This window comes from Xanthomonas sp. NCPPB 2632, assembly GCF_041228075.2.
GTDB lineage: Bacteria > Pseudomonadota > Gammaproteobacteria > Xanthomonadales > Rhodanobacteraceae > Luteibacter.
The window spans coordinates 217,608-231,291 of the sequence record NZ_CM192979.1; the positions used below are offsets into that span (position 1 = coordinate 217,608).

The following is a 13,684-nucleotide window of genomic DNA, read 5'->3' on the forward strand; positions in this document are numbered from 1 at the left end:
TGACGACTCGCTATCGTGATGCTCCTCTTCTTTCGGTCTTCCTCAAATGTTGCGTACATCGCTTACTCGCGTTCTCCGCGGTGCTGTCATCTCGTTGACCCTGTTCGCGGCGGGTTGCAACGGGACGCTGCATTCCCGCTGGGTAACAGAGGCGGACACGGTAGACCTGTGGTCGATGCGGATGTCTGAGTTGCCGATTCACCTGCACCGGGATGGTCAGGATGCCGTCGCACAAAATCGTGACGGTACACTATGGGCTGCAAGGCAAGGCGCCGCAGAGATCGAGCGCCACCGGCGGCTCGAGCTGTACATAGGAGGTCACCAATTCCCCGATTATGGCTCGATTTGCAGCACCTCGGCGGTCATGCAGCCTGACGGCGACACCAAGCCTGGGATCTTGACCGTAGCGGCCCTCTGCGATGGACCGCGGTTGGTCGCACTGGCCGAGGACCACCTGAAGACGGAGCGTGCGCAGCCGGGCTTGCCGTTGTATCGGCTCATGGCGCGTCGTCTGCTGCACGCGATCGATATCAGCGTGGCGCAATCGCCCGTCCAGCAATACGGCTAGCCGACCAACGACACCGCGCCGTCGATGTGACAGGGCGCCACGAATCGTCGCAGGCCCATCGATTTTTCTCATCGGCTGGTACGCTGGCTGCGCCGCATCGCATGGAAATACGACCATGACCGTACCGGAACAAGCTCTCCTTCTCGCGCGGTGGCAATTCGCTTTCACCGTTTCCTTTCACATCATCTTCCCGGCCATCAGCATTGGCTTGGCGAGCTACTTGATGGTGCTTGAAGGGCTATGGCTGCGGACCCGACGCACCGTTTACCGAGATCTCTTTTTCTTTTGGTCGAAGATCTTTGCCGTTGGCTTCGCCATGGGCGTGGTGTCGGGCGTAGTCATGAGCTACGAATTTGGCACCAACTGGGCCGGGTTTTCTTCGGTGGCAGGGCCCGTAACAGGCCCGTTGTTGACCTACGAGGTGATGAGCGCGTTCTTCCTGGAAGCCGGGTTTCTAGGGGTGATGTTGTTCGGCTGGCACAAGGTCGGTCCGAAAGCCCACTTTTTCGCGACGACGATGGTGGCTCTCGGCACACTGATTTCAACCTTCTGGATTCTATCGTCCAACAGCTGGATGCAAACCCCACGAGGCTTCACGCTGGTCGATGGGCGGGTCGTGCCAGTGGACTGGTGGGCTATCGTGTTCAATCCATCGTTTCCGTACCGCCTGGTGCACATGTCGCTGGCCGCATTTATCGTCGCTGCCACCCTGGTGGGCGCCTGCGCCGCGTGGCACTTGCTGCGCGGTCGGCAGGACCAGGCCATCCGCACTTCGTTCTCCATGGCACTGTGGCTCCTCTTGCTCGTCGTGCCTTTGCAAATTGTGGCCGGCGACGCACACGGCCTCAATACCAGGGAGCATCAGCCCGCCAAGATCGCGGCCATCGAAGGCCTGTGGGATACAGAGAAGGGTGGCACCTCGCTGAACCTGTTTGGGTGGCCCGACATGGCACGGGAAGAAACCCGGTATGCCGTCCGGGTGCCCCACTTGGGCAGCTTGATTCTGACGCACTCGTGGGACGGTGAAGTCCAGGGCCTGCGATCGTTCCCGAAAGCGGACCGCCCCAACTCCCCATTGGTGTTTTGGACGTTTCGGACCATGGTTGCCATGGGCTTATTGCTGTTGTTGATGGCAGTCATCGGAGCGTGGCTCAGGTGGCGCAGGCGGTTGTACGACAGCCGGGTATTCCACCGATTTGTGCTGGTGATGGGCCCCTCTGGGCTGGTGGCGCTATTGACGGGCTGGATCACCACCGAGGCAGGCCGCCAACCGTGGGTGGTGTATGGGGTACTGCGCACGCGCGATGCGGTATCTGCCATCTCCGCGCAACAAGTGGGCACCTCGCTCATGCTCTTTGTCATCGTCTATGTACTGGTCTTCGGCACCGGCGTTTACTACATGCTTAAGCTCATGGGCAAAGGACCCGACACGGCCGAGGACGTCGCTGAGTCGGTAGCACCGGACACTGGAAAGGGCCTGCCTCGGTTTGATCACCGGCCGTTGTCACGGCCTACCGACCCCATTGACGAGTGAGGTAAGCATGAGCATCGATCTGCCAGTGGTCTGGGGCGGCATCATCGCGTTTGGCGTCTTCGTCTATGTCCTTCTGGACGGGTTTGATCTGGGCATCGGTCTGTTGTTTCCGTTCTTTGACCGGGAGGGTGAGCGCCAAGTGATGCTGAACTCGGTCGCTCCCGTCTGGGACGGCAATGAAACATGGCTCGTCCTCGGTGGTGCGAGCCTGTATGCGGTCTTCCCGGTCGCCTACGCGGTGCTGCTTCCAGCAACATATCTTCCCGTTATCGGCATGCTGTGCGGGCTGATTTTTCGCGGCGTCGCCTTCGAGATTCGGGCCAAAGCACGACGCTCGCAGCGGCTTTGGGACTTGGCCTTCATGCTCGGCTCAGCCTTGGCCATCGTGTGCCAAGGACTCATTCTCGGCAGTCTCTTACAAGGCATTCCGGTCGCTGGGGGCTTCTTCGCCGGGGGAGGATTTGACTGGCTCTCACCCTTCGGATTGCTCGCCGCCTTAGGCTTGCTGGTGACCTATGCCACTTTGGCGTGCGGATGGTTGATTCTAAAGACCGACGGAGAGCTGCAGAGGCGCATGTACGTGGCGATGAAGCCGCTGTCCTGGGCCTTGCTCGCCATGATCGCGGCCGTCAGTATCTGGACGGTGGTCGGTCAGCCCGCTGTGGCGCATCGCTGGTTTGCGCTTCCAAACCTTTTCTTCTTTTCCCCGGTGCCCCTATTGGTGATCGCGTGCGTGCTGGGCATTCAACGGGCACTGCGCTTGCGCCGCGACCGCCAGCCATTTCTGCTGACCGCAGCGATCCTGTTCTTGGGGTATACCGGGCTCATCATCAGCATTTTCCCGCATCTGGTTCCGCCATCACTGGACGTGTGGTCCGCCTCAGCCCCACGGTCCAGCCAAGCCTTTACCCTGGTGGGGGCGGCGATCATCATCCCCATTATCCTCACCTACACGGCCGCTTCCTATTGGGTCTTTCGTGGCAAGGTGCGTCACGATGATCCGGGCTATCACTGATGAGCAATTTGACCGCTTGGCACAAGGTGCGCTGGTTCGTCATGCTCTATGTGGCTGGTGTACTTGTCGTGGCAGCGGTGGCCGCGCTTTTTCGGCTATTGGTACCTCGTTGAACCGCGTCTAACATTCGACCGGTGGCCAGCGCTTGGTATGAGGGTGAGCGGGAAGCGGCAGCGCGACGCTGCGGCACGAATGGGGCTGAGACGGGTCATGCCGATGACGCCAAGATGCATACCATAAAAGGATTGGCGGGTCGCCACGCGTTGATCGATGATGACCCGGGTCGCAAGGATGTCGTCTTCGATGCCTGCGCCGCCGGACGTGACCAACGCTTGGAGTGTATTTATGAGTGATTCCCATTTAACGGCTATTTTGACTGGCGCGCTCCCGTTGCGTCGATTGAACCACCCGCGGGAGGCTATCCGGCAATTCACGCCGAACTGGTTCGCCGCCACGATGGGTACCGGCATCCTGGCTTTGGTCCTCGGGCAAGTACCGTTGAACTTTCCCGTGCTGCACGCCATGGGCGAGGCGCTATGGTTGTTCAACATCGTCCTATACGCGGTGTTCTGCGTGCTTTATGTCGCACGTTGGATCCTCTACCGTGCCGAAGCCGCCCAGATTTTTGGGCATTCCACGGTGTCGATGTTTTTTGGCACCATTCCCATGGGTCTTGCCACGATCATCAACGGCTTCCTGGTCTACGGTATCGGCCGTTGGGGAGAGGGCGTCGTGCCCGTCGCGGAAGTGCTTTGGTGGATTGATGTAGCCATGGCCCTGACATGTGGCGTCCTGATACCGTTCATGATGTTCACCCGTCAGGCGCACTCCATCGATCAGATGACGGCGGTGTGGCTGCTGCCGGTGGTGGCGGCGGAGGTGGCCGGGGCGAGTGGAGGCTTGCTGGCCCCGCACCTCGCCGAGGCGGCTTCCCAGTTCGTGGTCCTGATCACCAGCTACGTGTTGTGGGCCTATTCGGTGCCGGTGGCTCTGAGCATTTTGGTGATTCTCATTCTGCGAATGGCTTTGCACAAGCTACCTCACGAGAACATGGCCGCCTCCAGCTGGCTGTCCCTCGGCCCGATAGGCACGGGCGCATTGGGCATGCTGGTGTTGGGGTCGGATGCGCCCGCCATCTTTGCCGCTCAGGGTCTTACAGCGATAGGAACCGTCGCCTCAGGCGTTGGCATCATTACCGGCTTACTGCTATGGGGGCTCGGCTTGTGGTGGATGCTCATGGCGATGCTCATCACGGTGCGCTACATGCGGGCTTCCATGCCATTCAACTTGGGCTGGTGGGGCTTTACCTTTCCACTGGGGGTCTACACCGTTGCCACGCTGAAGCTGGGGGCCCTGCTCCATCTGAGTTTTTTCAACATCGTCGGGACATGCCTTGGCGCCATGCTTGCGTTGCTTTGGATCATCGTCGCGGGTCGTACCGTGGCCGGGGCTTATCGGGGCGACCTGTTTGTTTCACCGTGCATCGCCTCATTAAAAGCAACGGCGGCTGATTGACGGGTGAGGCGACGGGCCTGGCGCAGCGCGCTCACGATGCGTCGGGCGACCTCGGGATGCTGGTTGACCGACAAAGGGCTAGGATGCGGCATCGTCAAGATGGGGATTTCCGGGCGCCATTGGTGGACGGTGGGTATGGCGCCAGACGCGGTGCGGCCCGCTAGTACGACGACCCGCAGAGCGGGCAACAGCCCAAGCAAAACGGGCAGTGCGGCCAATCCCGCAGCAATGTCTGCCCGGCGAACCGAGCTGACCGGATGATCGTCCGGCGGAAGCCAGGGGATCAGGTTCCAAAGCACCGTCATCTTGCGCGGCACGTTGGCCTCCAGCAAAAACCGTTTGAGATTCTGCTGAGCCGGACCAGGATTGTCCCGAGACACAAACCGCGGTCGCATCGGATGCCGAGCGGGCCGTTCAAGGAGAACGAGCATGGAGGCATGGACGCCGCCGTCGAGGGGGTCAAAGTAAGGCAAGGATTCTCCTGGCCGGGACTGTGCCTCCACGTAACGCGTCAACGATGAAATATGGGCGGCGTGGAGCCCAAGCACCCTCGCGTTCACGGCCTTGGAGTCGTCTAACCGGCGCGTTCTGGCCCCGAGTTTACCCAAATGCTTTTTCTCTTATTGACAGTGCCCGGTGCGTCGCGCCAAACAGCGCGATCGCGCTAGCAAAAAGGCGTAACCGATAGATGGCGAGAATCACCAGCAGGATATAGGTGCCTATAGTGTTTCTGGGCCTGATTATAGGCTGGCCTACCCACGTCGACAATTCCGCGTTCGGCCGCCTAAGCGGTGCGCTCCATGGCGAATAAGCGGGTGGCGTAGTTGCGCATCATATCTCCCGAATGCGTCATCGGTATGCCGCAAATAGCCGTTCGAGCAACACTACGCCAAGTAGGTCTTTGCTACAAAAGCGCCGGCTGGGAAATGAAGGCGTGCCTGGCGACCTTAATGAGGTTGTCAGCCGCAATTATCGCGCAAAAGAGAATAAGCGATGAACGTCATTCATATCAAAATGATATGGCACTACGCAGTAACTTGCATTCGAGTTGCATTTCAGATTGGGGCATCCTACTCACCCACCAACAGGATTATCGACCATGCGCCGTTTTGCCAAGATCTTCGTCCTTGTCAATCTCGCACTTGCCGCCTCCACTGCGTTTGCCCAGCATAACTTTTCAGACCCAGGTTTCTGGACCACGCCGACCATCCAGAGTTACGGCAAGATGCACATGCTGCCCAACGCGGCCTACAAGCCCGAAAAAGATGCGACCTACAAGATCGTGTTTTCGCTGACCAAGGGCTCAAAGACGCCGGCCGACGTGAATCCGTCGCTGGATCACGTGGCCCGCACCGTCAATCTGTATGTCGCATCAGGCGTGCCGGTTTCGCACCTGAAATTTGTGGCCATTGCTTATGGCGAAGCGACGTCGCTGGCCCTGAGTGACGAAGCGTATCGGGCCAAGTTCGGCACTGCCAATCCCAACCTGCCGTTGATTGCCTCGCTGCGCAAGGCTGGCGTGGATGTGGCGGTCTGTGGCCAGGCCGTCGCAGAGCATCAGTTCACTTACGCAGATGTGGACAAGTCGGTCACCACCGCGCTGTCCGGGCTGACCACGATTACCACGCTGGAGCACGAGGGTTACGACCTGATGCCGATGTAAGGATCGGTCCGCCATTTCCTTGTCCAATTCGAATGCGTTTCTTTGGAGATACATCATGTTGAAACAGTCGACTCTGGCTGCCGGTCTGTTGTGCGCACTGTTTACCTCGCTCGCCAGTCCATCCATGGCGCAGGACGCTTCTTCGCAACGTTTCAACGAGGCGTTGTCGCCGCCCTGGCAGAACGGCGCCAACGACGACGCCACGGATCGCGGCTTCGACTTTACCGTGCCTGATGCGGACAATCTCGCCGATTTCCACGGTGACCCGGTTAACCCCAAACTTGCGCTGTACGTCGGTGGCAACTATTTTTTTGCGATGGCGCCGCTAGTGCAGGCGTTCGAAAAACTGCATCCCGAGTTCAAGGGCCGTATCTACTGGGAGACCATTCCCCCCGGTTTGCTGATGAAACAGCTGAAGGCCGGCGGCACGGTTACTGTCGGTAACATGACCTGGACGGTCAAGCCGGATGTCTATCTGGCAGGTCTGAAGAAGGTTCAGCAGTTTGTCGCCGACGGCACGCTCGACGCGCCGGCTGTGCCCTACGTCACCAACACGCTCACCATCATGGTTGCAAAGGGCAACCCCGAGCACATTACCAAGCTGGCTGATCTGGCCAAGCCTAATATCAAGCTGGCCATGCCGAACCCGGAGTTCGAGGGCATTTCTCGCCAGATCACCGATGCGCTGACCAAGGCGGGCGGTCCATCGCTGGCAACCATGGTCTACGAAACGAAGCGGAAGGACGGCAGTACCGTGCTGACGCACATCCACCATCGTCAGACGCCGCTGTGGATCATGCAGGGAAGGGCCGAAGCCGGCGTGACCTGGCAATCGGAAGCGATATTCCAGGAGCAGGCCGGGCATCCCATTTCGCACGTGGATATTCCGGCATCAGAAAACAGCACGGCGATCTACGGCGGTGCGGTGGTGAAAGACGCGGCGCATAAGGAAGCCGGCCGTGAGTGGCTGCAGTTTGTCCGCTCACCCGAAGGGCTGGCCATCTTCGAACGCTATGGCTTCAAGGCCTACGCGGGCGGCGGCAAAAAATAATTCGGGTGTTGACGCTGCATTAACGTAGGGGTACACGGCATGATCAAACGGGCCATCGCTGCAGTCTTCTGTTTCGCTGTATCACTGGGCAGCGCCCATGCGGCGGAAGTCATCCACATCTATGGCCCGGGTGGTCCGGCGCCTGCCATGAAAGCCGCTGCCAAAGCCTATGGCGATGCGCACGGCGTGGAGGTCATCGTCACGGCTGGCCCCACCGACGCCTGGGCCGACGATTTCAAAAAGGATGGCGACCTGATCTACAGCGGCTCGGAAGCGATGATGAGTGACTTCGTCACGCAGTTCGGTGGCGCGATGCTCGACGGGACCATCGAATCACTGTATCTGCGACCAGCGGCTATTCTGGTTCGTCCCGGCAACCCGCGGCATGTCGGTGGCTTCACTGACCTGCTCAAGCCGGGTATGCGCGTCATGGTGGTCAACGGTGCCGGTCAGGTCGGCATGTGGGAAGACATCGCCGGACGTGACGGCGACATCCGCACGTTGCAGGCGTTGCGTCACAACATTGTTTTCTACGCGCCGAACAGCGCCAAAGCGAAGGCGCGCTGGACGCAGGATGCGAGCGTAGATGCGTGGATCATCTATGCAATCTGGGCCAAGGCCAATCCGGGCATTGCCGACGTCGTACCGCTGGATGCCGACCACGCCATTTACCGCGACTGCGGCGTAGCGCTGACGGCCAAGGGCCAGAAGGATGCGGCGACCACCGGTTTCGTGGCGTTTCTGAAAAGCCCCGAAGGATATAAAATCTTTGCCCGCTATGGCTGGAGCGATCATGCGCCTACCCATTGAACTGCGCGCCTGCCTGCTGATTCTCGTCCTTCTGATGACTAGCAGCGTCGCGGCGGCTAACATGACTCAGGGCGCGCAAATTGCAAATGCTGGCAACGGCCATGGCGCTCCGCCCTGTGCGAGCTGCCACGGCGTTATGGGCGAAGGCAACGCGGTGGCAGGCTTCCCCCGGCTAGTCGGTTTGCCGCCTGAGTACTTGCAGAACCAGCTGACCGATTTCGCCAGCGGACAGCGGCAAAACGCCATGATGACGCCTATCGCCAAAGCTCTGTCGGCCGACGAGATGGCATCACTGGCAGCGTATTACACGCAATTGCCGGTTCCGACCAAGGTCACGCCGCTTGCTTCCGGGACTGCAGGTAATACTGCTTCCAGCATAGGCGAGCAGCTGGCTAACCGCGGGCGCTGGTCCGATGGCGTGCCCGCTTGCAGCTCGTGCCATGGTCAGGGCGGCGTGGGCGTGGGCGCGAACTTCCCAGCACTCGCCGGGCAGTCATCGTTGTATCTGGTGAACCAGCTACAGGCGTGGCGCAAGGGTACACGCGATGCCGGTCCGCTGGGCCTGATGGGCGGCATCGCGAAAAAACTGTCCGATGCCGAAGTCCAGGCCGTGGCCGATTACTTCAGTGAGCAGACACCTGCCACACCCGGGGAAAAGCCATGAAAACCTCTTACGTTATCGCCGCCGTTGTCGGTGTACTGGCTATCGCCGGTGGCACCATTTTCATTTCGGGTTACCACGAGGCCGACGAACCAAAGCCGGTCGCGGTCGTCGTTGCCAAACCGGCGGCGCCGAAGCCCGAGAAGAAGCCCTTTGCGCCGCCTTCGGAGGCATCCATGCCAAAGGACGATTTCGGCAAGATGGTGAGCCTGGGCGAACAGATTTTCGAGCACCCGAAAGAGAACGCGCCCGAGTTTGTCGGCAATCAGCTGCACTGCAGCAGCTGTCACCTGGACGCTGGCCGTAAGGCCGGCGCGGCGCCGATGTGGGCCGCGTACGTGGCGTATCCTGCTTACCGAGCCAAGAATGGTCACGTCAATACATTCGAAGAACGCCTGCAGGGCTGCTTCAAGTTCAGCATGAACGGGAAGGCGCCGCCGTTGGGTGACAAGACACTCGTGGCATTGGAGACCTACGCCTACTGGCTGGCGAAAGGCGCGCCGGTGGATGACAAGCTTCCCGGCCGTGGCTATCCGAAACTCGACAAACCTCCGCTGCCTGCCGACTACGCCCGCGGGCAGACCGTCTACGAGGCCAAATGCGCGCTTTGCCATGCCAAGGACGGAGGCGGTCAGATCGCCGCCGATGGCAGCATGGCATTTCCGGCCCTGTGGGGGCCAGGGTCGTTCAACTGGGGCGCCGGCATGGGCAGCATCAAGAACGCAGCAGCCTTCATCAAGGCGAACATGCCGCTCAGTCGCGGTAACACCCTCTCTGATCAGGACGCCTGGGACGTGGCGACCTATATGAATAGTCAGGATCGTCCACAGGATCCGCGCTATCTGGGAACCGTGGAGGCAACCCGCGCCAAGTTTCATGATTCGGCCAGTTCGATGTACGGCAAGACGGTCAACGGTCATGTGCTCGGCAGCGCATCGGTGCCATCCGGCGGTACGACCATGAAAGGCGCGCCCAATCCATGAGCAGTGTGGCGATAGATACACACGGCGACAGCGAACTCGATCTGCCGATCACCGGGACGTTGGCCGGCACCGAACACGGGCTGCTGCGTGCGCATGGGCTTGCGGCCCTGACTACGCTGATCCTGTCAGCGGTCTTCGGCACCGTCGTCGCGATCAAGTTCGTGCTGCCGAATTTTCTTGGTAGCGAACCGTGGGCGACCTGGGGTCTGCTGCGTTACAACCATACGCAGGGCATCATGTTCGGCTGGCTGGGTAACGCGTTTCTGGCTTTTCTGTATTTCGCCACGCCGCGATTGTCGGGACGTGCGGTGACCAGCCGAGGCCTGGGCTGGACGCTGTTCGTGCTGTGGAATTTCGGCATGGTGCTGCCGGGCTGGGCGCTAGTCGAGGCGAACCTGCCGCACTGGCTCTTGGCGATCAAACCACTGGAATGGACCGAGTTTCCGCTGCTCATCAATGCGATGACGGAACTGTGCCTGGTGTTGCTCGGGGTCCAGTTTCTTTGGCCGATCGTGCGCGGGCCTGAGCGCGATCGACTGTACATTTCGGCGTGGTATGCGCTGGGTGGCGGCGTGTTTACCCTGCTGTCGTTTCCGATGGGCAGCCTGATTCCCGAGTTCACTCCCGGCGCCGTGGGAGCGGCGTTCAGCGGCTTGTGGATCCACGACGCGGTCGGCCTGCTGGTGACGCCTTTTATCCTGTCCATGTCGTATTACGTCATCCCCGCCGTGACCGGCAAGCCGGTCTACAGCCACTTTCTGTCGATGCTCGGGTTCTGGGTGCTGTTTTTTGTCTACCCTCTCAATGGCACACATCACTACGTGTACTCGGCCATTCCGATGGATACCCAGCGCGCAGCGATTGCTGCTTCGATGCTGCTGGGCGTCGACGTCATCATGGTGGTGTTCAATCAGCTGATGTCGCTGCGCGGATCCGGCGCCATGGCGATGCGCGACGTACCTCTGCGTTTTGTGACGGTGGGCGTGGTGTTTTACCTGCTGGTGAGCATCCAGGGTGCGGGACAGGCCGCAATGCCTGTGCAGCGGCTGATTCATTTCAGTGACTGGGTAATCGGCCACTCGCATCTGGCGATGCTCGGCTTTGCCAGCTTCATTGCTATCGGTGCCCTGCTGCATGCGTGGCAGCGCACGCCCGGCGCGCGCTATCACAATGGTCGTGCCAATGCCGCGTTCTGGCTGATTCTGGGTGGACTGACGCTGATGGTCGCCGACCTGACGATGGCTGGACTGGTGCAGGGCGAGCTGTGGGGCGAGCACGTGCCGTGGATGGATTCGGTGCGTGCATCGATGCCGTATTGGTGGTGGCGCGTTGTTTCGGCCGTCCCTATTCTGGCCGGCTTCGGTTTCCTGATTGCTGCCATGCTGAGCGGCCCACGTGTTACCGCCGCGGCGCGGGTGCCAGCATGAGCCTGCTGCCGCGCAAACGCTGGTTTGGCGCCGCCCAGATGATTCTTTTTGTGGCAGGCATCGGCTTCTTCGTATTGTCTGTCGTGGCGCTCGGGATCCTGCCTGGTTTACGGCTGGAGAAATCGATCCATGATCATGCGCCGTTGACGCTGGCTCCCTTCACGCCGGCCGAGGCCAGAGGCCGTATTACCTATGGCACCCAGGGCTGCGCGTACTGCCATAGCGAGCAGGTGCGCAGCACGCCCGAGGACGTGCGTCGCTGGGGACCGCCGACCACACCATGGGAAACCAAGTTCGAGTCGCCGCAGCTGTGGGGCACCCGACGAATCGGGCCCGACCTCGCGCGTGAATCCGGAGTCCGCAGCGACGACTGGCAGTTGACCCACCTCTACAATCCACGGCTCATCGTTCCGGGCTCGGTGATGCCCGGCTTTGCCTGGATGTTCAAAGGCAGCCCCAACCAGCCAACCGACGTGGCCAAGGATCTGCTGGCCTATATGAAAACCTTGGGCCGCGCACGCATGCAGGCGGGGAGCGCCGCGCACGATGCGCCCAATGAAGCCATGCCGGGCATGCAGCCTGACAGCGATGCATCGCTGGACGCGAATGGCGCACGCGCGCATTTGGCGAGTCCTGGCAGGGAACTGCCACGGACGCTTTCTCCAACAGGGGTCGCCAATCGGGGGGCAACGCTGTTCGCACAGAATTGTGCAGGCTGCCACGGTGCGCTGGGCAATGGCGCGTCGGTGGCTAGCGCATCGTTGCTGCCACACCCTACCAACCTCACCGTGTTCCGTTACAGCGAAGGCGCTTTTGCCGGCATTTTGCATGATGGAGTCGTTGGTAGCTCGATGCCGGCCTGGCGAGACCTGACCGCACAGCAGGTCGCTGACCTTGGGGCCTTCGTGTCGACACTACATGCGGCCGCAGAACCGGCAACGTCCGAGCCCGGCGGCGTCTCGCGGGGTGTAGAACTGTATGCGCAAAACTGCACGGCATGTCACGGCGTCGGCGGCGGTGGCGACGGTCCGGCATCGCTTGCGTTCAAACCGCGGCCCTACAACTTCCGGCATCTCCAGCCCGACGTGAGCGAGATTGACCGCGTACTCCGCGTGGGTGTTCCCGGAACGGCCATGCTTGCTTTTCCAACGCTCAGCGAACCGGACCGCCAAGCGCTGGCCGCTTATGTGCGCTCGCTATACGGGCAGGCAGCCGAACAGGGTTCGCTGAAAGCCGCGGCGCCAGTGAACAAGCCCTGATGGCGAATGTCACCATCGTTACCTGATCGAGGGACCGCTGCATGTTTGCCTTCATCGTCATTGCCTTGCTCGTATGTGTCCTCGCCGTGGTGCTGGTGTGGTGTCTTTCGCCGGCTTATCGCAAGCGGGTGGAAGAACCGAAGTACCGGTTTCTTGAAATGCAACGTGAATTTTTCGATCAACCCCACACGAGGCTTCCCGAGCAGTCGACAAAACCGCCAGCCGAAAAGTAGCCCTAAAGCACCCGCCTATATGTAGCGCCGGGAGGCGGCGACCCAACCATGCAGCTGTGACAAGCTGCCTTCTGCAGCCAACTTATGCTGAAGTGATCACGAGCAGCCGGCCCATTTATGCTTTCAAAACATCATAAACTGGCCAATCGGGCCAATCTATGCTTTTCAGAACAGTCGGCACTATTCGTCGCAACATGGTGGGCCCACCAGGACTCGAACCTGGAACCAAGGGATTATGAGTCCCCTGCTCTAACCATTGAGCTATAGGCCCTTGCGGTGCGCAAGTGTAACCGCTGGGCCGGGGCATCGAAACGCCCCCGCCCTACATCTCACGTCAGTTGGACATCAGAACCGCATCGATGTCCGGGTTCTGCGCGGCGAAAGACTGCCCGGCCACGGCATCGCTCACGTGCGCGGCGATGTAATCGCAGCCGTCCTTGACCGTCGTCTTTTTCATCGCCGTGGCCAGGTCGAGCAGGGATTGCCTCACCTTCTCTTCCAGCCTGCCACGGTTGGCATCGGTGGCCGAGGCCATCTCCGCCGTCGAGAAGCCCGAAGCCACCATGATCTTGTCGGCCCGCTCGTACTCGGCATCGTGCTTGCGCTGGAACGCCTTCACATAGGCCGTCAGATCGACGCCCTCGGCGCGGCACACATCACCCGTGGTGCGGCCGTTGATCGTGTAGAAGCCAAGGAACCGACCGGCGGCAAACCGTTTCTGGTCAGCCAGCGGAAGCGAGTTGAGATCCTTGGACGCGGCAGCGCCGGCTTCGGCACGCGCCGGCGCGGCAGGTGTCTGCGGGGCAGCGTGGGCGCAGGCAACGGCCAGGAGAAGCGATACGCTGGCGATCCGTGCGGTGGTGAGAAGCTGTGGCATGGTGATTTCCTGTAGCCGGGACAAGGCCTGAGGCCCATTAGAACGCGCCGGGCGCCGTAACGCACGCTGCCCATCCGACCATACGATC

14 protein-coding genes and 1 tRNA gene are annotated in these 13,684 nt (G+C 60.7%); 12 read left to right on the forward strand and 3 right to left on the reverse strand.

Features of this window, described 5'->3' with window-relative positions:
• The first annotated feature begins 94 nt into the window (after positions 1-94).
• From AB8808_RS00920 to AB8808_RS00935, 4 genes are all read left to right on the forward strand, one after another.
• Positions 95-568 (forward strand): hypothetical protein, encoded by a 474-nt coding sequence (locus AB8808_RS00920; protein ID WP_369925955.1) that lies wholly within the window; start codon positions 95-97, stop codon positions 566-568.
• Between the two features lie 115 nt (positions 569-683).
• Entirely contained in the window at positions 684-2,102 is a 1,419-nt protein-coding gene (locus AB8808_RS00925; protein WP_369925957.1) for a cytochrome ubiquinol oxidase subunit I, read from the forward strand.
• A gap of 7 nt (positions 2,103-2,109) precedes the next feature.
• Positions 2,110-3,117, forward strand: coding sequence for a cytochrome d ubiquinol oxidase subunit II (gene cydB / locus AB8808_RS00930; RefSeq protein ID WP_369925959.1), 1,008 nt, complete (start codon positions 2,110-2,112; stop codon positions 3,115-3,117).
• 345 nt (positions 3,118-3,462) lie between these two features.
• Positions 3,463-4,632: a TDT family transporter gene (locus tag AB8808_RS00935; RefSeq protein WP_369925961.1), complete on the forward strand. Its 1,170-nt coding sequence runs from the start codon at positions 3,463-3,465 to the stop codon at positions 4,630-4,632.
• Here the strand turns inward: AB8808_RS00935 and AB8808_RS00940 are convergent.
• Positions 4,569-5,105: a uracil-DNA glycosylase gene (locus AB8808_RS00940; RefSeq protein ID WP_155723586.1), complete on the reverse strand. Its 537-nt coding sequence runs from the start codon at positions 5,103-5,105 to the stop codon at positions 4,569-4,571. The genes AB8808_RS00935 and AB8808_RS00940 overlap by 64 nt on opposite strands.
• A gap of 626 nt (positions 5,106-5,731) precedes the next feature.
• On the opposite strand from AB8808_RS00940, the gene AB8808_RS00945 reads away from it, so the two are divergent.
• From AB8808_RS00945 to AB8808_RS00980, 8 genes are read left to right on the forward strand one after another with little or no spacing between them, the layout of a single operon-like run.
• The gene (locus AB8808_RS00945) at positions 5,732-6,295 is read left to right on the forward strand and encodes a DsrE family protein (protein ID WP_369925964.1); all 564 of its coding nucleotides are present in this window, start codon (positions 5,732-5,734) and stop codon (positions 6,293-6,295) included.
• Positions 6,296-6,350: 55 nt separating this feature from the next.
• The gene (locus AB8808_RS00950; protein WP_010516202.1) at positions 6,351-7,346 is read left to right on the forward strand and encodes a substrate-binding domain-containing protein; all 996 of its coding nucleotides are present in this window, start codon (positions 6,351-6,353) and stop codon (positions 7,344-7,346) included.
• A 39-nt stretch (positions 7,347-7,385) separates the two neighbouring features.
• Entirely contained in the window at positions 7,386-8,156 is a 771-nt protein-coding gene (locus AB8808_RS00955) for a substrate-binding domain-containing protein (RefSeq protein WP_369925966.1), read from the forward strand.
• Entirely contained in the window at positions 8,140-8,820 is a 681-nt protein-coding gene (locus AB8808_RS00960) for a c-type cytochrome (RefSeq protein WP_198133931.1), read from the forward strand. Before AB8808_RS00955 ends, AB8808_RS00960 begins: the two co-directional genes overlap by 17 nt.
• Complete coding sequence (locus AB8808_RS00965) at positions 8,817-9,800, forward strand: c-type cytochrome (RefSeq protein WP_010516197.1); 984 nt, start codon at positions 8,817-8,819, stop codon at positions 9,798-9,800. The genes AB8808_RS00960 and AB8808_RS00965 overlap by 4 nt, the downstream gene beginning before the upstream one ends.
• Positions 9,797-11,227: a cbb3-type cytochrome c oxidase subunit I gene (locus AB8808_RS00970; RefSeq protein ID WP_062446546.1), complete on the forward strand. Its 1,431-nt coding sequence runs from the start codon at positions 9,797-9,799 to the stop codon at positions 11,225-11,227. The genes AB8808_RS00965 and AB8808_RS00970 overlap by 4 nt, the downstream gene beginning before the upstream one ends.
• On the forward strand, positions 11,224-12,486 hold the full coding sequence (locus tag AB8808_RS00975) for a cbb3-type cytochrome c oxidase subunit II (RefSeq protein ID WP_010516192.1): 1,263 nt from the start codon (positions 11,224-11,226) through the stop codon (positions 12,484-12,486). The genes AB8808_RS00970 and AB8808_RS00975 overlap by 4 nt, the downstream gene beginning before the upstream one ends.
• 41 nt (positions 12,487-12,527) lie before the next feature.
• Complete coding sequence (locus AB8808_RS00980) at positions 12,528-12,719, forward strand: hypothetical protein (RefSeq protein WP_010516191.1); 192 nt, start codon at positions 12,528-12,530, stop codon at positions 12,717-12,719.
• A 195-nt stretch (positions 12,720-12,914) separates the two neighbouring features.
• Here AB8808_RS00980 and AB8808_RS00985 read toward each other — a convergent pair.
• Both AB8808_RS00985 and AB8808_RS00990 read right to left on the reverse strand, forming a co-directional pair.
• Positions 12,915-12,990 (reverse strand) — tRNA-Ile (locus tag AB8808_RS00985).
• Positions 12,991-13,053: 63 nt separating this feature from the next.
• Entirely contained in the window at positions 13,054-13,596 is a 543-nt protein-coding gene (locus tag AB8808_RS00990; RefSeq protein WP_369925971.1) for a hypothetical protein, read from the reverse strand.
• Positions 13,597-13,684: the final 88 nt, after the last annotated feature.